This is a genomic window from Verrucosispora sp. FIM060022 (assembly GCF_003977705.1).
GTDB classification, from domain to species: domain Bacteria; phylum Actinomycetota; class Actinomycetes; order Mycobacteriales; family Micromonosporaceae; genus Micromonospora; species Micromonospora gifhornensis.
Window position 1 is genome coordinate 1429096 of sequence record NZ_RQIV01000001.1, and the last position, 25239, is coordinate 1454334.

A 25239-nucleotide genomic window follows, 5' to 3' on the forward strand; every position below is an offset into this window, starting at 1 on the left:
CGTCGCCGTATCGCCGAAACGGCGGGGTACGCCTCAGCGGAAACCGCCACTACGGCGAAACGGAGTCGATCATCGTGCCTGCCGACGCCGCTCCGGAAAGCCGGCGGCGTGCGTGGCGTCCACCAGATCCTGAAGGTGTCCGAGCACGACTGTCTTCTGCTCGGTCTCGGGAAGCTGGTCCGCACCCGCCGCAACCAGGCCGTTGCGCAGCAGCCCGACGATCTCCTGTTGTGCCGAGCCAGGAAGCTCATGCAGCCACAACGATCCCAGGTTGTTGTCCACGATCTCCTGTAGCTGCCCTGCAACGGCTCGGTCGGAGAGGCGGGAGATCAGGAACTCCAGGGTCCAGTCGAAAAGCCCTCCGGTGGCAGTCCAGTCCACCCCGGGCCGGAGCACGATGAGGCCAGCCATCACGTCCCCACGATGAAGACACGCGGAGCAAGACCACGGTCGGCGATGAAGCGCTCGACCTGCGAGATTTGCTCTGCTGAGAATCTTGATACGTCCACCGGGACAAAGTCTGCCTTGTCCAGGTGTCGCTCGATCTGATACTGGAGCTGCGGCCACTGCCGGTCGAAGAAGTGGCCGGGAAAGTTGCCGACTGCATCATAGGTGTGGCCTGCTTCGTCGACCCAGTCGGCCGACGATTCTGCCGGCGCGCGGGTCAGCCTGACGCCCAGCACGGCTTCGAGCCGGAGGGCCGTCTCTGCCTCGCCGGGCCGGAACCGTCCCGTCGCGGGATCCATGCCGAGATCATGAACGCGTTCTTCGTCGACCTTGCCAGGAGCCGGAGAGCGACGAGGTTCCTCGGGGTGTGACGGTTGCTTACTCGGGCTGGGTGGTGCGTCGCGGAGTCGGGCGAGGGCTTTTTTGAGCTGGTCGATGAGGGCGCCGAGGCGGCGGATGGTGGGGATGAGGTGGCGGAGGCTGTTGAGCAGCCCGCGCAGCAGCCGGGCGATGCGGGCAGCCCATGCGGCGACCAGCGTGGTGACCTGTTCGACGACCAGGGGAGTGGCCAGGCCGGCGGTGGCGATGAGTTCGGTGGCGTACACGATGAGGCGGGAGACGCAGGTGGCGATGGCGTCGCGGACCAGCAGTCGGACGGCGGCGACCAGGCCGGCGGCGCCTTCGGTGATGGCGGCCATCGTGTCGGCGCCCTGGGCGAGGCCGGTGAGGGCCTGGTGTTGTTCGGTGGACCAGGCACGGTAGGCACGGGCGGCCTCGCCCTGCCAGGCCGCGATGTCGGTGGTGACGTCGCGGGCCAGCGTGGCGGCCTCGTCGCGCAGCGAGGATGCCACGTTGCGCCAGGTCTGGGCGTGTGCGGTGATCTGCGCCGGGTCACCGGCGAGCCAGTCGAGGGCTTCGCTGAGGGGTTTGACGTGTTCGATGAGCCAGGCGATGCCGTACTGGAGCAGGGCGCCGACCGGGTCGGAGACGAACGCGAGGGCGTCCAGGCCGGCGCTGACCACGCCGAGGGTGCCGTCGATCCAACTGCCGGTGGTGACACCCTGGTGGATCAGTTCGATGTCGTCGAGGATCCAGACCCCCGCCCAGGCGCTCGGCCCGGTGTGCACCGGGGCGGCGACGAGCGGGTTGCCGGTCACCGGACGTTCCGTACCCGATCCAGGGCGCGAGTGTCGGTGGCCCGGTAGTTCTCGGCGCTGGTGCGTAACCGGCCGGCGGTGTCGCGGACCGAGGTGGCGGCGGTGTCGAGGCCGTCGACCAGGATTCGTTGCAGGCCGTCGAGCAGCGTGGGCATGATCGCGCAGAGTTGACCGTACGCGTCGGCGCTGAGCCGGACGTGCTGGCCGGCCTGTCGGGCGGTGTGGAGGGTGTCGGCGTGCCGGTCGAGGCGTGCGGCGTGGGTCACCAGGTCGTCGGGGTCGACCTGGATGTGCTCACCGGTCGGCATCCGGTGCGTCCTGCCCGGTCATGCGGCGGTAGGAGTCCAGCAGCGCCGGCCCGGCCGGGTCGTCGTCGCCGAGGGTCTCGGTGGTCGCCGTGGTGATGCGGCGCAGCAGGTCGGCCTGGGCGGCTCGGGTGGTGGCCAGCACCTGCCGCGCGGTGTGTGCCGCGGACTGTTGGCGGATCCGTTCGTCCAGACGCAGGTCGACCAGGTGGCCTGCCGAGTCGACGGTGACCTCGACGCTGCGGTCGATGTTGTGGGCGGTGCCGGTGAGGGTGCTGACGCGTGCCGACAGGGCCCTGGCCCGCTGCGCCCGGTCGGCGAGCGACGCCTCCCACTCGTCGAGCCGGCGTTGCGTCGCGTCCAGCGCGGCCTCGTCCGCCCACATGCGAGCCTCCCGGGACATCGCCGGTCGCCAGAGGCGAGGTCGCCGTCACGTTATCAACCGGTCGCGCTGCGTGCTGCCCCGCGCACGCACGCCACCGGGTCCACCCGCGCCGCAACCACCGCCCGAGCCGCCCATCCGTTGAGCTTCGACCACCGCCACCACCGCCCGAGCCGCCGCGACCGGGCGCTTCGACCACCGCCACCGCCGCGCGAGCCGCCGGATCCGCGTGCGTCGACTCTGCCATCGCCGCCCGAACCGCCCGGTCCGGGCGCTTCGACCATCGCCGCCGGGCGCGCTGTCCGGTCGCTTGCCGACGGGCCTGGTCGGGGTGGGCCAGAGGTCCTGTCCAGGCGGGTCGGGCAGCACTGACCGGCCCGTCCGGGTCCGGCATAGCGTGGATTCGCAAGCCTTACAGAGGAGGTCGTGATGCGGGCCTGGCGGGTGGAAGACGTGATGACCAGGGACGTCGCCACGGTGGTGGAGCAGACGCCGTACCGGCAGATCGTCGATCTGCTTGCCGAGCGGCGGGTCAGTGCCGTGCCGGTGGTGGATGACTTCGGGCACGTGCTGGGCGTGGTGTCCGAGGCGGACCTGCTGCACAAGGTGGAGTGGATGGGTGAGCCGCACGAGCGGCGGGTCTTCGAGGGTGCCCGGCAGCGCAGGTCGCGCCGCAAGGGTGAGGCGGACAACGCCCGGGAGCTGATGACGACCCCGGCGGTGACCACGTCCCCGCACACCTCCTTGGTCGCCGCGGCCAAGCTGATGGACCGTGAGCAGGTCAAACGCCTGCCGGTGGTGGACGACCTGGGCCGGGTCGTCGGCATCGTGACCCGTTCCGACCTGTTGCGGGTGCACCTGCGCCCGGATGCGGACATCCGCCACGACGTGGTGCAGGAGGTGCTGCGTCGGGTGCTGGCGGTACGCGAGGGTGCCGTCCGGGTCGAGGTCCGCGACGGTGTGGTGACCATGACCGGTCGGCTGGACCGGCGCTCCGCGGTCGACATCGCGGGACGGCTCGCCGCCCGGGTGAGCGGCGTCGTCGAGGTGGTCAACGAGTTGGCCTTCGACTTCGACGACACCGACCTGCCCCGTTTCGCGTCGTTCCCCGTGCAGCCGACCCGCCTGTAGCGCCGGTGGCGCACGCGGCCGGGCCCGGCCGGGAGACCCCCGTGGTGTCCCGACCGGGCCCGATCCGTTTTAGGCCGACGCGGAGTGCCCGACCTGGTCGGCGAGGAACTGCCCCCAGCTGCGGGTGCCTCTCGTCGCGCCGGGCAGGCTCAGGTTCGCCCCCTCCCGGTAGGCGCGCCCCGCGCTGCCGGGCATCCGTACCGGCATCAGCAGCCGGCGTCGACCGGTGGCCCGCAGGTAGCTGCGAATCAGCTCGCCCAGCGCGTACACCTGAGGGCCGGCCAGGTCGGGCACCAGGCCGGCCGGCGCGGCCTGGGCCAGCGCGGCGAGCCGGGCCGCGACCTCGCGGCCGTCCACCGGTTCCAGCCGCATCCCGCCGGGCGCCGGGATCACCGGCAGGGCCGACATCTTTCGGACCAGAGTCAGGGTCAGCTCGTGGAACTGGGCGGCGCGCAGCGTCGTCCACGGCACGCCGGAGTCAGCGACAGCCTGCTCGGCGGCGAGTTTCATCCGTAGCCAGGCCAGCGGCACCCGGTCGGCGCCGATCACCGAGACGAACACCAGATGGCGTACGCCGGCCTGCCGCGCGGCCCGCGCCAGGGTGCGCGCCAGCTGGTCGTCGCCCTTCTGGCCGCCGGCCAGGTGCAGCACGATCTGCACGTCGCGGACCGCTGCGTCGACGCCCTCCCCGGTGGCCAGGTCGCCGGTGACGTGGGTGACGCCGGGGGAGGGCTGCCCGCCGTGACGGCTGAGGACCCGAACCCGGTGACCGGCCTCGTGCAGCAGTGGGACGACCAGCCGGCCGAGGGTGCCGGTGCCGCCGGTGACGAGGATCGGTGGGTGCACGACGTTCTCCCTGCGCCAGGACCGGGCATTACGCGCGGTCGATTACCGTTCGTGGCTTCACCGGCTCGACCCTGCCCCACCGATCGATGTGACCGCCGGGTGAGCTGGATCACCCGGCGGTCACATTGGGGCGCGAGGTGGGGTCGAAGCGTTAGGAAGGGCCCCTTCCTAACGCCTGCGGTAGAGGAAGGGCCCCTTGTTAACGACCAGTCGGTCCAGCCGAAAGGAACGACATGGACGGGCGTACCTGGCTGGCCGAGCGGTTTGAGGAGCATCGGCCGCACCTGCGCGCGGTGGCCTACCGGATGCTCGGCTCGCTCGGCGAGGCCGACGACGCGGTGCAGGAGACCTGGCTGCGGCTGTCCCGTACCGACGTCGACGGGGTGGACAACCTCGCCGCCTGGCTGACCACGGTGGTCGCCCGGGTCAGTCTGAACACGCTGCGCGGCCGCCGGCGCCGCCGCGAGGAGCCACTGGACGTGCGGGTACCCGACCCGGTGGTCGCACCGGCAGGCCCGGACGATCCCGAGTACGCCGCCGTGCTTGCCGACTCGGTGGGGCTGGCGTTGCTGGTGGTCCTGGACACCCTCACTCCGGCGGAACGGCTCGCCTTCGTGCTGCACGACATGTTCGCCGTACCGTTCGACGAGATCGCGCCGATGATCGACCGGTCACCGACGGCGGCCCGGCAACTGGCCAGTCGGGCCCGCCGACGGGTACGCGGCCAGGCCCCCCGACCGGACGCCGATCTGGCCCGGCAGCGGCAGGTGGTCGACGCCTTCCTCGCCGCCGCCCGCGACGGTGACCTCGACGCGCTGGTGGGCGTCCTGCATCCGGACGTGGTGCTGCGTGCCGACGGTGGCGTGGCCCGTACCCGGCACACCACCGTGCTCACCGGGGCCCGGGACGTCGCCGCTCAGGCCGTCACCTTCGGCCGGTTCTCCCCGTTCGCCCGGCCCGCTGTGATCAACGGCAGCGCCGGTGTGGTGGTGACCGCAGCCGGTCGGCCGTTGTCGGTGATGGCCTTCACCGTCTCGGCCGGCCTGATCGCCGAGATCGACGTGATCGCCGACCCGGACCGCCTGGCCCGACTGGATCTCGCCGCCTTCACCGACTGACGACTGCACCGGACGGCGAGGTGACCGGTGTCGCGGCCCGCCTCGCGCCGTCGAGATCGTCCGGTCGGGAGCGGTCGGGCGGGGCGAGTCGATGCGGTGGGTGTGGCACCCGGTCAGAGGCCGAAGCCGGCCAGTCGGAAGGCTGCGAAGCCGATCAGAGCCAGGGGGAGTGCGGTGGCCAGCGCGAGCAGTCGTGCCCGGGTGCCGCGGGCGACGACGACCACGACCAGGACGCCCAGCGTGGTCTTGATCAGGACGTCCCAGAGCGGGTCGATGCCGTAGTTCGGGTGGTTGATCCGGCTGGCGTCGATCAGGGCCTCGGCGAAGAGGACCGCGCCGGGCAGGGCGATGCCGACCGGTTGTCGCCATCCTCGCTCGTGCGCCCAGACACCGCCGATGCCGAAGACCACTCCGGCGAGGACGCCGAAGCTCATCCAGAGCAGCGAGGTGGGTGCCCACAGTATCGACCACTCGTCGCCCTGGATGAGCGCCGCTGCGGCGTAGTAGCCGGGGACCGCGACGACGAGCGCGACGGCGGCGCCGATGGCCGCGCGTACCCAGCCGGTCCGGACCCAGAAGCCGAAGGCGAACGCGGCGACCGCCCAGACCGCACTGGAGTTGCCCAGGTCGGCGAAGGGGAAGGGGACGAACTTGATCCAGATGAAGTCGAGGATGCCGAGCAGCAGTCCGCCGAGTACGGCGGTGAGCGCGATGCTGCGGCGGTCGGGGTGGTGTCGCATGAGATCGGAGCATACTCGGTATGCATCGATGGTCCCGAGGGTGTCCCTGCCGCTGCGTCGCTGACGGGCGTCAGCGCAGCGCGGCGTACGCCAGGGGGATGCTCACGCCGTCCCAGGCGCCGCTCAGCGTCGCGACCGTGCCGTTCGGCGTACCGCCGGCGGCCGCGTCGGGACGGCGGAGGAGGGTCAACTCCACCGTGTCAGTGACGATCACGGCCAGGGTGCCGTCCACCACCCGGCGTACCGCGCCGACGGCCGGCACGTCGATGCCGCCCGGGTCGCTGCTGATCTCCATGCTCGGCGCGCGCACCTCACGGTGGCCGTCGACCTCGAAGTATTCCTCGGCCTGCCCGGTGTCGGCGAGCACGGCCTCGGCCAGCGCGGCCGCGTACACCGGATCGGCGCAGGCGTCGTAGACCCAGCGGGTGCCCAGCGCCGAGTGCTCCATGGTGCCGATCAGCCAGGCGTCGGCGGACGGTAGCGGCGCACCACGGTAGGTCAGCGGCACCTGATGCACCGGGCCGGCCCCGGCGCGGACCAGCAGGGTCTCGATGCCGACCTCACCGGCCGGGTCGTCGAACCGGTACGCGGCCACCCGCACCACCTCGGCGGCGGCGTCCCCCTGGTACCAGCCACGGCTGGGCAGCCAGGCGGTCAACAGTTCGAGCTTGGTGGGGCGGATCTCCGCCCGGTGCAGTAACGCCATGCGCGGCATCGTATGCCCGCTCGGTGTCCGGCGCGGTCCCGGCGGACGTGTGCGCGGCGCGGTAGCGGGTATCGCAGCCCTCTCACCGGACGGGCGGCCACCGACGCGTACCGAAGGAGCGTGACAGTGACGGATCTCGGTGCGAAGGTCTCCTACCTCGCCCTCGGCGCCGGTGTCCCGGTCTACGCCCCCGGCGGCGCGTTCGTCGGGGTCGTCGAGCATGTCGTCGCCGACGAGGCGCAGGACATCTTCCATGGTGTGATCATCGAACCGTCCCGGGAGCACCATGCCCACCGCTTCGCCTACCGGGAGCAGATCGGTGAACTCCACGAGCGGGGTGTGGTGCTGTCGGTGCCGGCCGGGCAGTTGCACGAGCCGAGCACGGACATGCCGGCCGAGCAGGTGGAGGAGTCCGACGACCCGGTGCGGCTGGGCCTGCGTCGGGCCTGGGAGTGGCTGATCCGACCGCGGTGACCTGTGTTCAGGCCAGGTGCGGGTCGTGCAGCGTCTGCTCCCAGATCGACGACATCTCCTCGAACGCGTGCTCCATGATCTGCACCATGGCGCGGCGGGCGCTGTCGCCGTCGTGTCGTTGGATCCCCTGGGCGACCTCGGCGTGCAGTTGCAGGGCCTGCTCGTGCGGGTAGTGCGGCATCAGGTGGTAGTGATGCCGGCCGATGAGCACCTCGGCGACCAGGTCCTGGAGCTTGACGAACATCTCGTTGCCGGAGGCGCGCAGCACCCGCTGATGGAACTCGATGTCCAGGCGGAGGAAGCGTTCCTCGTCGCCGGCCTTGCCGGCGGCCCACATCTTCGCGGCGAGCCCCACCAGCTCGCTCGCGTCGTCGTGGTCGACGCGCTGGGCGGCCAGCCACGCGGCGTGCGGCTCGATGGCGGTACGCAGCTCGGTGATCGAGCGGATCTGGGCGATGCGTCCGGCCGAGGCCAGCCGCCAGCGGATCACCTGGGGATCGAAGACGTTCCAGTGATCGGCTGAGCGGATCATGACGCCGACCCGGCGGCGGGTCTCGATGAACCCCATCGACGCGAGCACCCGCAGCACCTCTCGGATCACCGAGCGGGACACCGCGTAGCGGTCGACCAGTTCATCGATGTTGAGCACGGCGCCGGCGGCCAGCTCACCGCCGCAGATGGCGGTGCCGAGGTGGTCGAGGACGCGTCCGTGCAGCCCAGCCTCGGCAGGGGCGGCCTGTGCGGGTGCAACCCCCGGTGAGGGCACAATCACGTCACGGATCATATCAGTCCGAGGTACCCCTTGTATAAGTCTGCTTTTTCGGCCTAGCATCCGGACGTTAAGCGGATGTAAAAACCCGTTGTCGTGCCCGTCCCCCCGGGGTCGCGACCAACACAGAAGGAGAGACGGACGTGGGACGTCGGTCAAAAATCGGGATATCTCTGGCGATGGTGTCCGCCTTGACGTTGTCCGCCTGTGGCGGCGGCGACGACAGCGGTTCCTCCGACACCGTGCGGGTCACCCTGGTCAACCATGTCTGGACCGAGAACATCCGGAAGGCGTTGCCGGAGTTCGAGCGGGAGACCGGCATCAAGGTCGAGGTCACCCAGCTCGGTGAGGACCAGCTGTCGGACCAGTACAACGTCAAGCTGAACGCCGGCTCCAGCGACATCGACGTGATGATGTACCGCCCGCTGCAGGAAGGCCGGCTGTTCGCCAAGAACAAGTACCTCGCCGACCTCACCGACAAGGCCAAGGGCAGCAGCGACTTCGACCTCGCCGACATCCAGGCGGCGCCGCTGAGCACCACCACCTACGAGGACAAGGTGGTCGGCGTGCCGATCATCACCGAGCAGCAGGTGCTCTACTACCGCAAGGACCTGCTGGAGAAGTCCGGCTTCAGCGCCCCGCCGGCGACCCTGGACGAGCTCAAGGCCCAGGCCGCGAAGATCCAGGCGGACAACCCGGGCGTGGCCGGCTTCGTCTCGCGTACCGGCAAGGCCGCCGCGGTCACCCAGTTCTCCAGCTTCCTGTTCAGCTTCGGCGGCGACTTCGTCGACGAGGCCGGCAAGTCCGCGGTCAGCACCGACGCCGCCAAGCAGGCGTACGCGTACTACGGCGGTCTGCTGCGGGAGCACGGCCCGGCCAACATCAGCACCGACATGAGCTGGTCGGAGGCGATGGCGATCTTCACCCAGGGCCAGGCCGCCTTCTACACCGAGGCGAACTCGCTCTACAAGAACGCCACCGACCCGGCCAAGTCGAAGGTCTCCGACACCGTCGGGTTCGCGCCGTTCCCGGCCGGCCCGGCCGGCTCGAAGCCGTACAACGTCCCCTCCTGGGCGCTGGCGGTCAACGAGGCCTCGAAGAACCAGGACAACTCCTGGAAGTTCATCGAGTGGGCGGCCGGTAAGGCGCAGACCCTGGAGCAGCAGAAGTCCGGTGTGCCGGGTGCCCGTACCTCCGTGTGGGAGAACCCCGAGGGCATCGCCACCTACCCGAAGGACATGGCCGACGCGATCACCGTGAGCCTGGCCAACGGTGTCGGTCACGACCGGCCGGTGGTCGAGCGGGTCGCGCAGGCCCGCGAGATCGTCGGTCAGCCGATCGTCGACGCCATCACCGGTAAGGACGCCGCCGCCTCCGCCGAGGCCGCCAACCAGGCCTTCCAGAAGTTCCTGGACGACGAGGCCCGCTAAGTCCGGGCACGGGGGTGGTGGGGCGGACAGCCCCGCCACCCCCGTCCGGCCTCCCCATCACGGAGATCTGATGCCAGCTGTAACCGCACCCAGCCGGACGCCACGCGGCGCCGGAGTCATGCCTGACACGCCCGGCTGGGCGCGTTGGGCCAACGACCATCGCAAGTGGCTCTTCGCGGCCCCGGCCATGGCCTTCGTCGCCGCGCTGATCATCTTCCCGCTGGCCTGGACCATCTACCTCAGCTTCACCGACTCCTCGGGGTCGGTCCGGGCCGAGTCGGAGTTCATCGGCCTGCGTAACTACCTGGACGTGCTCACCGACACCGACCGGTTCTGGCCCGCCGTGGGCCGGACCGCCGCGTTCACCGGTGCCGCGCTGTTCTTCGAGGTAGTGCTCGGCATGGCGATCGCCCTGCTGCTGTGGCGTCCGTTCAAGGGCGAGAAGTGGGTCCGGGTCGCGATCCTGCTGCCGCTGGTCGCCACCCCGGTGGCCGTCGGCATGATGTGGCGGCTCATCTTCGACCCCAACATCGGTATGGCCAACCAGATCCTCAGCTGGGTCGGCATCGGCCCGCAGCCGTGGCTGGCCGGGCAGAACACCGCGCTGCCCACCACGATCTTCATCGACATCTGGCAGTGGACCCCGATGGTGGTGCTGATCCTGCTGGCCGGCCTGACCTCGCTCTCCGACGAGCCGCAGGAAGCGGCGATGATCGACGGCGCGAGCACCTGGCAGCGCTTCCGACACGTCACCCTGCCGCTGCTGATGCCCACCGTGATCGTCGCGGTGCTGCTACGCGGCATCGACGCGCTGAAGACCTTCGACATCCTCTACGCGACCAAGGGGCGCGGCGGCGGCTCCTTCAACGAGGTGGAGACGCTCAACGTGTACGCCTACGGCCTGAGCTTCGACTACAACGAGTACGGCCTCTCCTCGACGGTGCTGATCCTGTTCTTCCTGATCATCATCGGCGTGATGTGGCTCCTCACCTCCCGCAAGAAGAAGGAGGCCGCCCGATGAAGACGAGTCTCGGATTCCGGATCTTCCGCACGGTGGCCCTGGTCGTCGTCGTGCTGTCGTTGGTGGCGCCGCTGGTCTGGATGGTCGCCGCCTCCTTCAAGACAAACGTCGACATCTACGACACCAGCAAGGCCCTGATCTTCTCGCCCACGCTTGACAACTACGGCACCGTCCTGCAGCAGGCCAACTACATCCAGTTCATCGGCAACAGCCTCTGGGTGGCCTTTGCCGCGACCGTGCTGTCGCTGCTGCTCGGCGTGCCGGCCGCGTACTCGATGAGCCGGTTCAACATGCGCAAGTCGGCGCTTGTGGTGCTGATGGCCCGGGTCATCCCCGGTGTCTCGCTGCTGGTGCCCTGGTACTACGTCTTCTCGAACCTGCGCATGGTCGGCGGGTTCAGCGTGCTGATCCTGAGCCACATGTTCGTGTCCCTGCCGTTGATCGTCTACATCATGATGGGCTTCTTCGACGGTCTGCCGGACGAGTTGGAGGAGGCGGCGCAGGTCGACGGTCTGACCCCGATCGGGGCGTTCCGGCGGGTCACCCTGCCGCTGTCGGTGCCGGGCATCGCGACCGCCGGCATCCTGTCCTTCATCTTCTCCTGGAACAACTTCATGTTCGCCCTGGTGCTCTCCGGCGCGGACACGAAGACCCTGCCCGTGGCGATCTTCGACTTCGTCGGCTACGCCAGCATCGACTGGGGCGGCCTGATGGCGGCGACCACCGTGGTCACCCTGCCCATCATGATCATCGCGCTGTTCGTGCAGAAGTACATCGTCTCCGGACTCACCGCAGGCGCGACGAAGGGCTGAGCACCATGACCACCATCTCCCGCGTCGAGACGTTCCTCGTCGCACCACGCTGGCTGTTCGTCCGGGTGGAGACCACCGACGGCATCGTCGGCTGGGGCGAGGCGACCTGCGAGGGCCGCTCGGAGACCGTACGCACCGCCGTCGAGCAGCTCAGCGAACTGCTGATCGGCCAGGACGCGCTGCGCATCGAGGACCACTGGCAGGTGATGACCAAGGGCTCCTTCTACCGGGGTGGCCCGATCCTGGCCAGCGCCGTCGCCGGCCTGGACCAGGCGCTGTGGGACATCGCCGGCAAGCGGTACGGCGCCCCCGTGCACCAGCTGCTCGGCGGACCCGTCCGGGACCGGATCCGGGTCTACGGCTGGGTCGGCGGTGACGAGCCCAGCGAGGTGCGCGACCAGATCGCCGCGCGGGTGGAGGCGGGACTGACCGCCGTGAAGATGAACGCCTCCGGGCGGATGAGCCCGCTGGCCACCGTCGCCGAACTCGACGAGGTGGTCCAGCGGGTCGCCGCCGCCCGCGAGGTGCTCGGCGAGCACCGGGACGTGGCCGTGGACTTCCACGGCCGGTTCACCCTGGCCAACGCCCGCCGGGTCGCGCCGCTGCTGGAGCCGTACCGGCCGTTCTTCCTGGAGGAGCCGGTGGTGCCGGAGAACTCCCACCTGATCGGGGAGTTCGTCCGCTCCACCACCACCCCGGTCTCCACCGGGGAACGGCTCTACAACCGGCAGGAGTTCCTGCCGGTGCTCCAGGCCGGCATCGCGGTGGCCCAGCCGGACCTGTCGCACGCCGGCGGCATCACCGAGGTACGCAAGATCGCCGCGCTGGCCGAGACGTTCGACGTGCAGCTGGCCCCGCACTGCCCGCTCGGGCCGATCGCCCTGGCCGCCTGCCTGCAGGTCGGTTTCGCCACGCCGAACTACCTGATTCAGGAGCAGAGCATCGGCATCCACTACAACCTTGGTGCCGAGGTGCTCGACTACTGTGTCGACCAGCAGCCGCTGACCTTCGTCGACGGGTACGTCCAGCGCCTCACCGCTCCCGGGCTGGGCATCGAGATCGACGAGCAGGCGGTACGCGCGGCGGACAAGCGGGGTCACGCCTGGCGTAGCCCGATGTTCCGACACGTCGACGGTTCGTACGCGGAGTGGTGACCATGACCGACCTGCTCACCGCCGAACTCACCGCGCAGCGGCTGCTGGCGATCATCCGGGGCACCGACACCGCCGCCGCGATCGCCACCGGCACCGCCCTGCTGGCCGAGGGGGTGTCGATCATCGAGGTGGCGCTGACCACCCCGGGCGCGCTCGACGCCATCGCGGCGATCCGGGCGGACGCGCCCGCCGGCACCCTGGTCGGTGCCGGCACGGTGCTCACCCCGGCGGCCGTGGCCGACGTGGCGGCGGCCGGCGCCCAGTTCGTGGTGACGCCGGCCGTGGTCGACTCGATCCCCGAGGCGGTCCGCCGGGGCCTGCCGGTCGCCGCCGGCGCGCTCACCCCGACCGAGGCGTACACCGCCGTCCGGTGGGGCGCCAGCGCGGTCAAGCTCTTCCCGGCGTCGGTAGGCGGCACGGCCTACCTGAAGGCGGTGCGCGACCCGTTCCCGGACATCCCGTTCGTCGCCGTCGGCGGGGTGGGTCTGGCCGAGCTGCCCGGCTACCTGGCGGTCGGCGCGATCGCGGTCGGCGTCGGCGGCCCGCTGGTGGGCGACGCCGCCTCCGGCGGCGACCTCGACGCGCTGCGGGGGCGGGCCCGCGCCTACCGGGCGGCGGTCCGCGAAGCGGGGCCACAGTGACCGCGCCCGTGGACGTGCTCACCCTCGGCGAGGCGTTGGTGTCGCTGCGCTCGTCCGGCCCGCTGGCCCTCGGCGGTCCACTGACCATGCACCTGGCCGGCGCGGAGACGAACGTGGCGATCGGGCTGGCCCGACTCGGCCACCGGGCCGCCTGGGTGGGCCGGGTCAGCGACGACGAACTCGGTGAGTTCGTGCTGCGCCAACTGCGGGCCGAGGGCGTGGGCACCGACGGCGTACGCCGCGACCCCGACCGGCTCGCCGGCCTGATGTTCCTGGAACGGCGCACCGCCGACCTGAGCCGGGTGCAGTACCAGCGCACCGGCTCGGCCGGCTCGGCGCTGACCTGCGACGACGTCGCCGGACCGCTCGCCGCGGGTGCCCGGGTACTGCACCTGAGCGGCATCACCCCGGCGGTGTCCGACAGCGCCCGGGAGGCGACGATGTTCGCGGCCCGGCAGGCGGCCGCCGCCGGCATCACCGTGTCGCTGGACGTCAACTACCGGGCCCGGCTCTGGTCCCGGGACGCCGCCCGCGCCGTGCTCACCCCACTGGCCGGGTACGCGTCGATCGTCATCGCCTCCGTCGACGAACTGGACCTGGTCGCCGGGCCCGGCACCGACGAGCCCGGCGTCGTCGCCGAACTGCTGGACCGGGGCGTGCAGACCGTGCTGGTCAAGCTCGGCGCCGACGGGGCCCGCGCGTACACCCGCGACGGAGCGCAGCACCTCGCCGCGGTGCCGGTCACCGCGGTGGACACCGTCGGCGCCGGCGACGCGTTCACCGCCGGCTACCTCTCCGGCCACCTCGACGGACTGGACCTACGCGACCGGCTGCGGCGCGCGGTGGCGCTCGGCGCCTTCGCGGTCACCGCGCACGGCGACTGGGAGGGTCTGCCCCGCCGTGACGAGCTTTCCCTGCTGACCGGCAACGCCGCCGGCACCACCCTCCGCTGACACTGCGAGAAAGGCACCCCCTCGTGAAGATCGTCGCTGCCGACGTCATCGTTTCCAGCCCTGACCGCAACTTCGTCACACTGAAGATCACCACAGCGGACGGCATCACCGGCCTGGGCGACGGCACCCTCAACGGCCGGGAACTCTCCGTCGCCTCGTACCTGCGCGACCACGTGGTGCCGCTGCTCATCGGGCGCGACGCGCACCGCATCGAGGACGCCTGGCAGTTCCTGTACCGCTCGGCGTACTGGCGGCGCGGCCCGGTCACCATGGCCGCCATCGCCGCAGTGGACGTCGCGCTGTGGGACATCAAGGCCAAGGCCGCCGGCATGCCGCTCTACCAGCTGCTGGGCGGTGCGTCGCGCAACGGCATCATGGCCTACGGCCACGCCTCCGGCCGCGACGTGCCGGAGCTGTTCGACTCCATCCGCGCGCACCTGGAGCAGGGCTACCGCTCGATCCGGGTGCAGACCTCGGTGCCCGGCATCAACGCCGTGTACGGCGTGGCCGCCCAGCCCAGCACCGGCGGCAAGCGCTACGACTACGAGCCGGCCCAGCGCACCCCGCTGCCCGCCGAGGAGGACTGGGACACCCGCGCCTACCTGCGGCACCTGCCCGGTGTCTTCGAGGCGGTCCGGAACGAGTTCGGCCCGGAGCTGCCGCTGCTGCACGACGGCCACCACCGGATGACCCCGATCCAGGCCGCCAAGCTCGGCAAGGCCCTGGAGCCGTACGACCTGTTCTGGCTGGAGGACTGCACCCCGGCGGAGAACCAGGAGGCGCTGCGGCTGGTCCGGCAGCACACCACCACACCGCTGGCCATCGGCGAGGTGTTCAACACGGTGTGGGACTACCAGACCCTGATCCGCGAACAGCTGATCGACTACGTGCGCTCGGCGGTCACCCACACCGGCGGCATCACCGCCATGCGCAAGCTGCTCGACTTCGCCGCCCAGTACCAGATCAAGTCCGGCATCCACGGCCCGACCGACATCTCCCCGGTGGGCATGGCCGCGGCGCTGCACCTGGACCTGGCCATCCACAACTTCGGCATCCAGGAGTACATGCGCCACGGTCCGCTGACCAACGAGGTGTTCCGCCAGTCGTTCACCTTCACCGACGGTTACCTGCACCCGGGGGAGCAGCCCGGTATCGGGGTCGAGTTGGACGAGGAGGCCGCCGCCCGATTCCCGTACCAGCCCGCGTACCTGCCGTTCAACCGGCTCAAGGACGGCACGGTCCATGACTGGTGAGCCGTCGACCCGGCACATCGTGGTGATGGGGGTCTCCGGCGCGGGCAAGACCACGGTGGCCCGGGGGATCGCCGCCCGGACCGGACTGGCCTTCGCCGAGGCCGACGAGTTCCACTCCGAGGCCAACGTGGCGCGGATGCGGGCCGGGATACCGCTGGACGACGACGACCGCTGGCCGTGGTTGCAGGCCCTGGCCGACTGGATGACCGCCCGGCACCGGGAGGGCGTCTCCACCGTGCTGACCTGTTCGGCGCTCAAGCGCTCCTACCGGGACCTGCTGCGGCAGGGACCGCCGGGGGTGTTCTTCGTGCACCTCGACGGCCCGACCGAGGTCATCCGGGAGCGGATGTCGGTGCGTACCCACGAGTACATGCCGCCCAGCCTGCTCAACTCGCAGACCGCGACACTCGAACCGCTCTGGCCGGACGAGCCGGGCATCGTCATCGACCTGCGGTCGACCAGCGAGGCGCTGGTCGACGAGGCGGTACGGCGGCTCGGCCTGCCGGCACGCGACGAGTCGCCAGAGGCGCTGGCCGGAATTGAGGTGCCGGTCGACACCGAGCTGGTTGCCGCGACCGAGGCGGTGGCGGTGGTCGAGGAACGACCGGACCTGTCCGGACGCGCGTGACGACAACGGTGGCGACCCCGGGCGGGGTCGCCACCGTTGTCACCGCTCCGGGTGGCGGCGGACGAAGTCCTGGTAGGTCTCGTTGGCCAGTTCGGCTTGGCGCAGTTCGGCTTGGCGCAGCTCCGCGGCCGACCGGGCGCGGGCCAGCCGCAGCTCGTGCCGGCGATCCCGGAACCGGGACCAGCCGCGCACCCCGGCCCAGGCGATCCAGCCGCTGGTGGCGACCAGGCCGGTCAACGCGAAAGCGAGCAGGAACTCCATCTGTTCCTCCGTCTCCGGCGGGTCAGCTGACGTCCCGACGCGCCGCCAGCCAGCTGCCGAGCCCGAACATCAGCAGGGTGTAACCCAGCAGGACCGTGGCCGGCAGCACCGCACTTGACGATTCCAGCACGCCGGGCGTGCCCCCGTCGAACTGGGACCGGGCGCCCAGCGCGCCGGCGAGCGCGCCCGAACTCGGCGCCAGCAGGAGTTTCTGCAGCACCTCCAGCGGGCTCAATACCAGGGCGAGCCCGCTTATCGCGTTCTCCAGGACCAGGGTCCACACCAGACCGATCGCGATCGCCGTGGCGGTGCTGCGGAAGACGATCGCGAGGAACCAGCCGACGCTGGCGTGCGCGGTGCAGATCAGCCAGGCGGCGGCCACCGCACCGGCCAGGTCCGCGACCGGCGGCCAGTCCGCGCCACGTCCCTCCACCACCGCGAGCACCCCGGTGACCACCGCCAACGCGCCGAAGGTGAGCACGGCGACCAGCAACGTCAGCCCACAGAGGACGACGGCGTGACCGGCCAGCACCTGCCCGCGCCGGGGGCGCTGCGTGAAGATCAGGTTGAGGGTGCCCCAGCGGTACTCGTTGCCGACGACCAGGGCACCGAGGATGACCACGATGGCGCCGCCGAAGAGGGGAAACAGCCCGATGCCGGTGGTGACCAGTTGGCCGGGCAGGACGGCGGCCAGCAGCGTCTCGGCGGCGTCGGCCTGCTCCGGGTCGCCGGCCAGGGTCAGGTGCACCAGGTACGGGATGCCGATGCCGAACGCCAGGGCGAGCAGCGTCCAGGTCGCCGTTACCGTCCACACCGCCGGGCGTCGCCGGTCGGCGAACCAGGCGGCACGTACCGAGGCGATCATCGCTGGGCTCCCGTCGTCGCTTCCGGCTGGTCGGATCGTCGGGGCGCGGACGCGGTCGGCGTGGTCAGCTCCAGGAACGCCTCCTCCAGCGAGTGACGCAGCGGACGCAGTTCGCGTACGTCGACCCCGGCGGTGACGAGTCGTCGGTTGAGCGCTCCGGCCAGGGCCGGGTCGGTGCTGACCCGCAGCGTCCCGTCGACCTGTTCCACCGCCCGGACCCGGTCGTCGGCGCCCAGGCAGGCGATCGCCTCGTCGGCCGGGTCGGCGTCGATCAGCAGTACGCCGGTGCCCAGGGCGTCGCGCAGCTCGTCCGGCGTACCCTCGGCGATCAACCGGCCCCGGTCGATGACCGCGATCCGGTCGCAGACCTGCTCCACCTCGCCGAGCACGTGACTGGAGAGCAGGACCGTCTGTCCACCCTGGCCGAGTGAGCGCAGCAGTTCCCGCATCTCCGCCACACCGGCGGGGTCGAGGCCGTTGGTGGGTTCGTCGAGGATCAGCAGGGCGGGCTCCTTGAGCAGCGCGGCGGCGACCCCCAGCCGCTGTTTCATGCCCAGGGAGTAGGTGCGGAACGGCGAGCTGGCCCGGGCGGTCAGGCCGACCTCGTCGAGCACCCGGTCGGCGGCGGCGTCCGGTACGCCCGCGTACCGGGCGGCCAGCCGCAAGTTGTCCCGGCCGGACAGGTGCGGGTAGAAGGTGGGCGACTCGATCAGGGCGCCGATGCGGGCCAGTTGCCGTCCGGGGGGCTGCCCCAGGACCTGGATCCGGCCGGCGCTCGGGCGCACGAGCCCCACCAGCATCCGCATCGTGGTGGTCTTGCCGGCGCCGTTGGGCCCCAGGAAGCCGAGCACCTCACCCTCACGAACCCGCAGGCTGAGCCCGTCGACCGCGGTGACCCCACCGGGATAGCGCTTGCTGACCTCGTGCAGTTCGGCGGCGAAACTCGCACCCATCAACGGCACACCGTAACCGGAAAATCGGGCAATGGGGACCGGTCACGTTGATTTCCACGAATGTTCATGTCTGGTGCCTCGTTTCCTGTGCCGCCACGCAGGGTTGCTTGCACATCGCCAATTAATTCCTTCGGTGAGTTCGGCGGGGGTGCCCGGTGGGCAGGCGTCGTATGGCCGCGTGGCGGTAATCCAGGTTGGACGCCGTTCGACGCTGTGACCTGCGCTGGAGCCTCGGACGCACCACAGGGTAGCGGAGGCGATCGACGCACGGAAGAACCTCCGGCCCCTTGAACGGACGTTTTGTCGCAGCTGCGGCTCACGACCGGGGCATTCACCGACTACATTGCTTTTTTTGAAAGAGTTTGTTGACGGGGCGAGTAGATCATGGGCAGCATGTAGTCGCTTTCGAGATGGCCGATGTCGATGCATGGGAGCGGTGGATGAGCGAGTCGCCGGACGCCGGGAAGACGCTGGCAATGCGGCCGAAGTTGCGGCACGACGTGGTCTTCCTCGACGCTCCGGCCGGGGCGTACCTGCGCGGCCCGGACACCGCCTTCCTGATCAAGGGCAGGACGGCCTTCCGCTGGTTGACCTCGCTGAGCCCGTACCTCACCGGTGAACACACCCTCGCGCAGCTCACCGCGACCCTCGACGACGGGCAGCGCGGGACCGTGCTCACCCTGGTCCGGGCGCTGATCGCCCGCGGCTTCGCCAAGGACGCGGGGGAGCGCACCGCGCTGCCGCAACCGTTGGCCCGTCGATTCGCCGCGCAGGTCGAGTTCGTCGATCACTTCGCCGACGACCCCACCGGCCGGTTCCTGCGTTTCCACCAGGCCCGGGTGGCGCTGGGCGGCAGCGGGGCACCACTACTGGCGGCAGCCCGCGGTCTGCTGCGCAACGGATGCGTCACTCTGGACCTGTACCCCGAGGACGACCCGGGCTGGTACGTCGAAGCCCTCCGCGCCGACCTCGACGAGCTGAGCGCCGACCAGATCGCGGCCGAGGTTAACGTGCACGCAGCGGCACTGACGGTTGCCGGCGCCGACGCGGTCGTCTACTGCACCGGCCCGGAGGGCCTGTCCCGCCTCGCCGACCTCGCCCGCACCTGCCACCGCGACGGTCCACTGCTGGTGCCGGTGCACTGGGACGAGCAACGCACCGTGATCGGGCCGACCGTGGCCACCGGCCAGACCCCGTGCTGGCTCTGCGCCCAGCTGCGACTCACCGCCGCGGCCGATCCGGCGATGTCGGCGCGGTTCTGGCGCCAACTCGCCGTCTCGGTCGGCGCACCGGCGGTGCTGCCCGAGGTGACCGGCCGGATGGTCGGCAACGCCGCCGCGTTCGAACTGTTCCGGGTGCTCACCGGCGCCCTCCCGGCGGACACTGCCACCGGGGTGCTGCTGCTGGACACGACCACGCTGGAGTCCACCCGGGAGCGAGTGCTGCCGCACCCGGCGTGCCCGGTCTGCCGGCACGTCGAGGTGCCCACTCCCCCGGCGCCCGCCGACAGCGACGACGAGACGACGTACCAGCGGGCCGAGGTGCTGGTGGCGCCGAACGCCGGCGTCTTCACCCGGTTCGTCGACGACCCGCTGGAACAGGCGCCGCTGAAGACGGCCCGGCTGCGGCTGCCCGGCCGCAGTGGGCCCCGCGAGGTGACCGCCTTCGACGTGCACACCGTGATGGGCGCCCGGCTGGCCGCCTACCGCACGGCGATCCGCGACCACGCCGGCCGGTACGCCGACCCGTCCGGCACGCTCATTACGAGCGCCGCCGAACTGCGGGAACGTGGCGCTGATCCGGTGTCCTGGACGGAACTGGACACGGCGGCCGGCGCACCGCCGGACGACCCGCGGCGGCGGTGGCTGCCCGCCCGGGTGCTCGGCGGGGCCGACGAGGTCTGGGTTCCGGCCGCGCTGGCACTGCCGACCGGCGGCCACGACACCGAGGGCTGGGCCGAGCCGACGGTGGCCGGGGCCGCCGTCGGGGCCACCCTCGACGAGGTGATCGACCGTGGGCTGGCCGACGCGCTGGCCTACCACGCGCTGATCAGCGCGATGCGCGGTCGTTCGGGCCCACGCCTGGTCGGTGACGAGGAGTTGATCGGCGACGACGACACCGCGTTCGTGGTCAAGGCGGCGCACCGGCTCGGCTGCCGGCTGACGGTCGTCGCGCTGCCGGCCGCCGCGCCGGCCCACGCGGTGCTCGCCGTCACCGAACTGCCCGGCACCGACCGCCGCTACTGGGCGCTGGCCGGTGGCTTCGACCCGGTCACCACCCGGCTGGCCGCCGTGCGGGACGCGGTCGGCCACGTCCAGGTGCGGCACTTCGAGCGGACCGACGCCGACCTCGGCGACCCGGTGCTGCGGGACTTCGAGCCGGCGACGCTCCTCGCCGACCTCGCCCCGGTCGGCTCCACCACCGACCCTGCCGACACTCCAGCCGAGACCGACCGGGCCGCCGTGCTGGCCGCGCTGGACCAGCGGTCGATCAGCGCGCTGCTGGTGGAGACCACCACCCGCGACATCCATGCCGGCGGGGCGTTCCGCAGCGGCGTGGTCCTGCTGCGCCACCACGGCCGTACGGCCGACTGAAACCACCACGACACGTGGTCCCGACGAGGCACACATCGTGAAAGGAGGTGGAAACATGCCGATCACCCTGAACGACGAGCTGCGCGAACTGGAGACTGAGACCTTCGAGATCGAGGAGGTCGCCGACGGCGAGGAGATGCTCGCGGCGACCAGCTCCAGCTGCTCCTGCTCCAGCTGTTGCAGTTGCAGCACGTCCAGCTGCTGCAGCACCAGCACCAGCACTTCCAGCTGCGGCTGACCGGGTGAACGGGTTCAACCCGACGCCGATGACCCTACGTCCTGGTGGGATCGCAACACGACGCCCAACCGCCGCCGGTGCGAGCCGGCGAGCAGCCCTGCGTGCCTCCGCTGGAACCATCGTGGTGGTGCGGCCCCTACCAGGACCACTGGCGCCGATCGCGGCTCAAGGAGACGTCCGTGCCGACACAACCCCCGACATCCGGTTCGCTCGCCGACTCGGTCCGTAGCGAACTGCGCGACCTGCAGACCGAGACGTTCGAGGTCGAGGACATCGCGGATCTGTCCGCCGACCTGATGGACATCTGCAGCAGCAGCACCAGCACGTCGAGCTGCTCCAGTTGCAGTACGTCCAGTTGTTGCAGCTGTACCTCGTCGAGTTGCAGCAGCACCAGCTAGGTCACCTGCCGCCGGACGTTCCGCACGCCCGGCGGTCGACGTGACCCGCACACCCCGAGGGGAGGTGTACCCAGATGCCGGAGCTCACTGAGGAACTACGCGCGCTCGAGACGGAGACGTTCGAGATCGAGGACGTCGACGCGATCGACGCCATGGTCATGGACTGGTCCAGCTCCAGCTGTTCCTGCTCGAGCTGTTGCAGTTGCAGCACGTCCAGCTGCTGCAGCAGCAGCACCAGCACCGGATGCGGCGGCGGATAACCGCCGCCGCCACCGTCCCCGCCGGCGGTCCACGTCGGCGGGGCACCCGGTACCCCGCCCCCGCCGCACGACCGCAGACAGGTGAACGCATGATCGTCGACGTCCGGACGACCTCCACCGGATGGGACAGCAGCCTCAAGCAGCTCGGTGAGGTGCTCCACGAACGCCGCCAGGACCGGCCGCCCGCGCCGGGTCCGACGCCGCTGGACGGCCTGACCGTCCGCATCGCCGCGCTGGGGCTGATCGACGCCAACCGCGACAGCGCCGAGACGGTGTCCGGCGGCGACGTCCTGCCGGTCTGGTTGTCCAGCGCCACCGCGCTGGTCGGCCCACGCTGGTCGCCGCCGACCCAGGGGGAGCACGTCGGACCCTGCCCGCTCTGCGTGCAGCGTCGCTGGCAGGCCATCCGGGTACGCGAGGAGCGTCACGCCCTGGAGCACGGCGCCCGAGTCGGCACGGTCGGCGCGCTGCCGCACCTGACCCCGTTCGCCGTCGACGCCCTGTGGCAACTCCTCCTCACCGCCGCCGACTCGCCGCCCGACCGGCCGGGAGTGGGCCGCCTCTGGCAGCTGCGCATGGACACCCTGGAGACGACGACCGTGGCGGTGCTGGTCGACTCCGAGTGCCCGGCCTGCGCCCGTCCCGTACCGGACACCGCCGAAGCTGCGGTCATGCCGCTGACCAGCCGCCCCAAGCCGGATCCGGAGTCGTACCGGCTGCGGTCGGCCGGGGAACTGGACCTGCCGGTGACGGCGCTGGCCAACCCGCTCGTCGGTGCGCTGGGCGGCAACGCGCTGCGTGCCTACAATGCCACCGCCACCGCGCCGGTGACCGGCTACTTCCGGGTACGCAGCCGCTACGACCTGCACGAGATGTGGTGGAGCGGGCACGCCAACAGCTACGGCAGCAGCGAGACGTACGCGCTGCTGGAAGGGCTGGAACGGTACGCCGGCCAGTTCCCCCGGGCCAGGACGACCACGGTCTTCGACAGCTACACCAACCTCGCCCCGCACGCCCTCGACCCGGCCGGCCTCGGCTACCACCCGGCGTTCTACCACGGCCACGGGCTCTACTACGCCCCGTACTCGCCGACCGAGCCCATGCACTGGGTCTGGGGCTACTCGTTGCGGGACCGGGCACCCCGGCTGGTCCCCGAGCAACTGGTCTACTACCTGGACCGGCGTACCGACCAGCGCAAGTTCGTCCAGGAGTGCTCCAACGGCTGCGCCAGTGGCAGTTGCCTGGAGGAGGCGCTGCTGCACGGCATGCTCGAACTGGTCGAGCGGGACGCCTTCCTGCTCGCCTGGTACGGCTCCGCGCGGCTGGCCGAGATCGACCCGGCCACCTGCCGCGACGAGCGGGTGCACTTCATGATCGACCGGGTGAACCTGCTCGGGTACGACCTGCGCCTGTTCGACACCCGCGCCGACCTGCCCGTCCCGGTGGTCACCGCGGTCGCCGTCAAGCGGGGCGACGGGCTCGGGCAGCTCTGCTTCGCCGCCGGGGCCAGCCTCGACCCCGACGACGCGGTCCGTGCGGCGGTCTGCGAAACCGCGTCGTACGTGCCTGGGTTCGACGAGCGGGTGGCCGCCAGTGAGGCGGAACTGCGGGAGATGACCCGCGACTACACCAAGGTCACCGAACTCAGCCACCACGCCCTGCTGTACGGCCTGCCGGAGATGACCGACCACGCCCGGTTCCTCTTCGACAACCCGCCGCTGCGGTCGATGACCGACCTGTACGGCGACTGGTTGGCGACCCGACCCACCCACGACGACCTGTGGGCCGACACGGAGTACCTCGGCGGCCTGATCGCCGGGCTGGGCGGTGACGTCGTCGCGGTCGACCAGACCTGCCCGGAGCAGGAGATCGCCGGGGTGCACACGGTGGCGGTGGTCGCCCCTGCCCTGGTGCCGATCGACTTCGGCTGGCAGCGGCAGCGGGTGCTCTACAGCGACCGGCTGGAGCGGCACCTGGCCCGAGGCACGCACGGACCGGACCGGCTCGGTGCCACCGGTCGCAACCTGAACCCGCACCCCTTCCCGTAGGAGCACCGGCATGCAGCTTCCGGCCCGCGACATCGTGCGGGAGTACACCGAGGCGGTCTTCCGCCGGGCCCGGGTTCCGATGGAACCCCTCAACTTCGAGGTGGACTGGGGCGACCAGCCCTCCCGCCACACCGCGTACCCGGCTGCCCGCACGGTGCCGCTGCCGACGCGACTGCCCGAACTGGCCACCCTGCGTGACCTGTTCACCGGGGCGTCGCCGTCGGCACCGACGGGCTGGTCGATGACCCGGCTGGCGGCTCTGCTCCGGCTGTCGTACGGGGTGCTCGACCGGCGGATGACCGTCAACTGGAATCAGGACGTCGCCAAACGTGCGCACTTCGAGCACGCGGTCTGGGGGCGGGGCACCGCCTCCGGCGGCGGCATGTACCCGGTGGAGGTGCACCTGGTGGCCGGGGCGTCCGCGCCGCTGCTGCCCGGTGTCTACCACTACGACACCGGCCGCCATGTGCTCCAGCGGCTGCTGGTCGGGGACGTCAGCAGCAACGTTCGAGCTGGGCTGGCCGGACCCGAGGACACCGACAGCTTCCTGGTGGCGAGCATCCGGTTCTGGAAGAACTCCTTCAAGTACAACAGCTTCTGCTACCACGTGGTCACCCAGGATCTCGGTGCGCTGCTCGGCTCCTGGGAGCTGCTGGCGTCGGCGCTGGGTGTGCCGCTGCGTCGGCTGCTCTGCTTCGACCCGGAGCCGATGGACCGGCTGCTCGGGTTCGACAGTGACGAGCAGAGCGTCTTCGCGGTCGTGCCGTTGAGCTGGCACACCGACACCGGGGCCGGTGACCCCGCCGTGCCCACCCGGGCCGGGGACGGCGAGGTCACGCCGGCAACCGTCCAGGTCGGCCACGCCGCGCACGAACGCTCCCAGCGGGTGCGGCGGTTCCCGGCCGTGACCGCGGTGCACCGGGCGGCGGCCACCGCGCCGGCGGTCGACCCCGCCGCGGTGCTGGACGCCGCACCCCGGCCACTGCCCGGCGATCCGGTCGCACTACCCGAACCCCGCCTCGACCTGCTCGACCGGCCCCTGTCGGCGGTGCTGACCGGCCGGTCCAGCAGCTTCGGCCGGTTCCGACGGCCGCCCGAGCTGACCGTCGCCGAACTCGGCACCACCCTCGCGTTCGCCGCCGCCGGCCGCCCTCACCCGGCCGACGCCGGCCTACCCGCCGACGCTGCGGCGCTGACCCGGCTCTGGGTCTTCGCCAACCACCTCGACGGGCTGCCCGCCGGCGGCTACGCCTACTGCGCCCGGCGACACGCGCTGCTGCCCGCCGCGTCCGAACCCGACATCGGGATGTCGGCGTTCCTGCAACAGCAGTACTTCCTCACCAACTACACCATGGGACAGGTCGGCGCGGTGCTGGCCGTCTCCGGACGGCTCGACGCCGTGCTCGACGCGTACGGTCCCCGGGGTTACCGGATCCTCAACGCCGAGATCGGCGCGGTGGCCCAGCGGGTGTACTGCGCCACGACCGCCCAACGGGTCGGCTGCGGGGCGGTGCTGGGCTTTGACAACGTCTCCATGGACACCGCGCTCGGGCTGGACGGCAGCGACGAACGGACGGTGCTGTTCCTGCTCCTCGGCCGCAACTCGGACGCCGTCGCCGACCTGGAGTACCGGCTGTGACACCCCCGACCCACAC

28 protein-coding genes are annotated in these 25239 nt (G+C 71.1%); 17 read left to right on the forward strand and 11 right to left on the reverse strand.

The window, feature by feature from the left end:
* Positions 1 to 69: 69 nt before the first annotated feature.
* From EG812_RS06185 to EG812_RS06200, 4 genes are read right to left on the reverse strand one after another with little or no spacing between them, the layout of a single operon-like run.
* The gene (locus EG812_RS06185) at positions 70 to 411 is read right to left on the reverse strand and encodes a hypothetical protein (protein ID WP_126711130.1); all 342 of its coding nucleotides are present in this window, start codon (positions 409 to 411) and stop codon (positions 70 to 72) included.
* Entirely contained in the window at positions 411 to 1604 is a 1194-nt protein-coding gene (locus EG812_RS06190; RefSeq protein ID WP_126711008.1) for a WXG100 family type VII secretion target, read from the reverse strand. The genes EG812_RS06185 and EG812_RS06190 overlap by 1 nt, the downstream gene beginning before the upstream one ends.
* A complete protein-coding gene (locus tag EG812_RS06195; protein WP_126711009.1) occupies positions 1601 to 1912 on the reverse strand; it encodes a type VII secretion target in 312 nt (103 codons plus the stop codon). The genes EG812_RS06190 and EG812_RS06195 overlap by 4 nt, the downstream gene beginning before the upstream one ends.
* Positions 1899 to 2294 carry a YbaB/EbfC family nucleoid-associated protein gene (locus EG812_RS06200; RefSeq protein WP_126711010.1) on the reverse strand — a complete coding sequence of 132 codons (396 nt, stop codon included), beginning with the start codon at positions 2292 to 2294 and terminating at the stop codon, positions 1899 to 1901. The genes EG812_RS06195 and EG812_RS06200 overlap by 14 nt, the downstream gene beginning before the upstream one ends.
* A gap of 426 nt (positions 2295 to 2720) precedes the next feature.
* Between EG812_RS06200 and EG812_RS06205 the strand changes: the two genes are divergently transcribed.
* Positions 2721 to 3422 carry a CBS domain-containing protein gene (locus EG812_RS06205; protein WP_126711011.1) on the forward strand — a complete coding sequence of 234 codons (702 nt, stop codon included), beginning with the start codon at positions 2721 to 2723 and terminating at the stop codon, positions 3420 to 3422.
* A 69-nt stretch (positions 3423 to 3491) separates the two neighbouring features.
* On the opposite strand, the gene EG812_RS06210 is transcribed toward EG812_RS06205, so the two are convergent.
* Positions 3492 to 4268, reverse strand: coding sequence for an SDR family oxidoreductase (locus EG812_RS06210; RefSeq protein ID WP_126711012.1), 777 nt, complete (start codon positions 4266 to 4268; stop codon positions 3492 to 3494).
* Positions 4269 to 4501: 233 nt separating this feature from the next.
* On the opposite strand from EG812_RS06210, the gene sigJ reads away from it, so the two are divergent.
* Positions 4502 to 5386 carry an RNA polymerase sigma factor SigJ gene (gene sigJ / locus EG812_RS06215; protein WP_126711013.1) on the forward strand — a complete coding sequence of 295 codons (885 nt, stop codon included), beginning with the start codon at positions 4502 to 4504 and terminating at the stop codon, positions 5384 to 5386.
* A gap of 113 nt (positions 5387 to 5499) precedes the next feature.
* On the opposite strand, the gene EG812_RS06220 is transcribed toward sigJ, so the two are convergent.
* Both EG812_RS06220 and EG812_RS06225 read right to left on the reverse strand, forming a co-directional pair.
* Entirely contained in the window at positions 5500 to 6126 is a 627-nt protein-coding gene (locus tag EG812_RS06220; protein ID WP_013734000.1) for a DUF6518 family protein, read from the reverse strand.
* Between the two features lie 70 nt (positions 6127 to 6196).
* On the reverse strand, positions 6197 to 6832 hold the full coding sequence (locus tag EG812_RS06225; protein ID WP_126711014.1) for a CG0192-related protein: 636 nt from the start codon (positions 6830 to 6832) through the stop codon (positions 6197 to 6199).
* A 126-nt stretch (positions 6833 to 6958) separates the two neighbouring features.
* Between EG812_RS06225 and EG812_RS06230 the strand changes: the two genes are divergently transcribed.
* Entirely contained in the window at positions 6959 to 7306 is a 348-nt protein-coding gene (locus tag EG812_RS06230; protein WP_013733998.1) for a hypothetical protein, read from the forward strand.
* Between the two features lie 7 nt (positions 7307 to 7313).
* Here the strand turns inward: EG812_RS06230 and EG812_RS06235 are convergent, their stop codons facing one another.
* Positions 7314 to 8078, reverse strand: a complete 765-nt coding sequence (locus tag EG812_RS06235; RefSeq protein WP_223165704.1) for a FadR/GntR family transcriptional regulator — start codon at positions 8076 to 8078, stop codon at positions 7314 to 7316.
* 179 nt (positions 8079 to 8257) lie between these two features.
* Between EG812_RS06235 and EG812_RS06240 the strand changes: the two genes are divergently transcribed.
* From EG812_RS06240 to EG812_RS06275, 8 genes are all read left to right on the forward strand, one after another.
* Positions 8258 to 9505, forward strand: a complete 1248-nt coding sequence (locus tag EG812_RS06240) for an ABC transporter substrate-binding protein (RefSeq protein WP_415878016.1) — start codon at positions 8258 to 8260, stop codon at positions 9503 to 9505.
* Between the two features lie 70 nt (positions 9506 to 9575).
* Complete coding sequence (locus tag EG812_RS06245; protein ID WP_198408908.1) at positions 9576 to 10526, forward strand: carbohydrate ABC transporter permease; 951 nt, start codon at positions 9576 to 9578, stop codon at positions 10524 to 10526.
* Entirely contained in the window at positions 10523 to 11338 is an 816-nt protein-coding gene (locus EG812_RS06250; protein ID WP_013733994.1) for a carbohydrate ABC transporter permease, read from the forward strand. Before EG812_RS06245 ends, EG812_RS06250 begins: the two co-directional genes overlap by 4 nt.
* Positions 11339 to 11343: 5 nt before the next feature.
* On the forward strand, positions 11344 to 12492 hold the full coding sequence (gene dgoD, locus EG812_RS06255) for a galactonate dehydratase (protein WP_013733993.1): 1149 nt from the start codon (positions 11344 to 11346) through the stop codon (positions 12490 to 12492).
* 2 nt (positions 12493 to 12494) lie between these two features.
* On the forward strand, positions 12495 to 13133 hold the full coding sequence (locus tag EG812_RS06260) for a bifunctional 4-hydroxy-2-oxoglutarate aldolase/2-dehydro-3-deoxy-phosphogluconate aldolase (protein WP_233579394.1): 639 nt from the start codon (positions 12495 to 12497) through the stop codon (positions 13131 to 13133).
* Positions 13130 to 14086: a sugar kinase gene (locus EG812_RS06265; RefSeq protein ID WP_126711017.1), complete on the forward strand. Its 957-nt coding sequence runs from the start codon at positions 13130 to 13132 to the stop codon at positions 14084 to 14086. Before EG812_RS06260 ends, EG812_RS06265 begins: the two co-directional genes overlap by 4 nt.
* Before the next feature lie 23 nt (positions 14087 to 14109).
* Positions 14110 to 15339 carry a D-mannonate dehydratase ManD gene (gene manD, locus EG812_RS06270; RefSeq protein WP_013733990.1) on the forward strand — a complete coding sequence of 410 codons (1230 nt, stop codon included), beginning with the start codon at positions 14110 to 14112 and terminating at the stop codon, positions 15337 to 15339.
* Entirely contained in the window at positions 15329 to 15967 is a 639-nt protein-coding gene (locus EG812_RS06275; RefSeq protein ID WP_013733989.1) for a gluconokinase, read from the forward strand. Before manD ends, EG812_RS06275 begins: the two co-directional genes overlap by 11 nt.
* Positions 15968 to 16006: 39 nt before the next feature.
* Here EG812_RS06275 and EG812_RS06280 read toward each other — a convergent pair whose 3' ends face one another.
* Genes EG812_RS06280 through EG812_RS06290 form a run of 3 tightly spaced genes read right to left on the reverse strand, consistent with a single transcriptional unit; the run spans position 16007 to position 18046 of the window.
* A complete protein-coding gene (locus EG812_RS06280; protein ID WP_126711018.1) occupies positions 16007 to 16228 on the reverse strand; it encodes a hypothetical protein in 222 nt (73 codons plus the stop codon).
* A 22-nt stretch (positions 16229 to 16250) separates the two neighbouring features.
* On the reverse strand, positions 16251 to 17093 hold the full coding sequence (locus tag EG812_RS06285; protein WP_013733987.1) for an ABC transporter permease: 843 nt from the start codon (positions 17091 to 17093) through the stop codon (positions 16251 to 16253).
* Positions 17090 to 18046, reverse strand: coding sequence for an ABC transporter ATP-binding protein (locus tag EG812_RS06290; RefSeq protein WP_126711019.1), 957 nt, complete (start codon positions 18044 to 18046; stop codon positions 17090 to 17092). The genes EG812_RS06285 and EG812_RS06290 overlap by 4 nt, the downstream gene beginning before the upstream one ends.
* Positions 18047 to 18486: 440 nt before the next feature.
* Here EG812_RS06290 and EG812_RS06295 point away from each other — a divergent pair, with 440 nt between their 5' ends.
* The 6 genes from EG812_RS06295 (at position 18487) to EG812_RS06315 (ending at position 25223) form a co-directional block, all read left to right on the forward strand.
* Entirely contained in the window at positions 18487 to 20640 is a 2154-nt protein-coding gene (locus tag EG812_RS06295) for a TOMM precursor leader peptide-binding protein (RefSeq protein WP_158632491.1), read from the forward strand.
* Between the two features lie 55 nt (positions 20641 to 20695).
* Positions 20696 to 20878, forward strand: a complete 183-nt coding sequence (locus tag EG812_RS29245; protein ID WP_013733984.1) for a hypothetical protein — start codon at positions 20696 to 20698, stop codon at positions 20876 to 20878.
* A 179-nt stretch (positions 20879 to 21057) separates the two neighbouring features.
* On the forward strand, positions 21058 to 21276 hold the full coding sequence (locus EG812_RS06300) for a thiazolylpeptide-type bacteriocin (protein ID WP_081476133.1): 219 nt from the start codon (positions 21058 to 21060) through the stop codon (positions 21274 to 21276).
* A gap of 74 nt (positions 21277 to 21350) precedes the next feature.
* Positions 21351 to 21536 carry a thiazolylpeptide-type bacteriocin gene (locus EG812_RS30035; protein WP_046564718.1) on the forward strand — a complete coding sequence of 62 codons (186 nt, stop codon included), beginning with the start codon at positions 21351 to 21353 and terminating at the stop codon, positions 21534 to 21536.
* An 89-nt stretch (positions 21537 to 21625) separates the two neighbouring features.
* Positions 21626 to 23584, forward strand: coding sequence for a TOMM precursor leader peptide-binding protein (locus EG812_RS06310; protein WP_158632492.1), 1959 nt, complete (start codon positions 21626 to 21628; stop codon positions 23582 to 23584).
* 10 nt (positions 23585 to 23594) lie between these two features.
* Positions 23595 to 25223 carry a SagB family peptide dehydrogenase gene (locus EG812_RS06315; protein WP_013733980.1) on the forward strand — a complete coding sequence of 543 codons (1629 nt, stop codon included), beginning with the start codon at positions 23595 to 23597 and terminating at the stop codon, positions 25221 to 25223.
* Positions 25224 to 25239 lie beyond the last annotated feature (16 nt).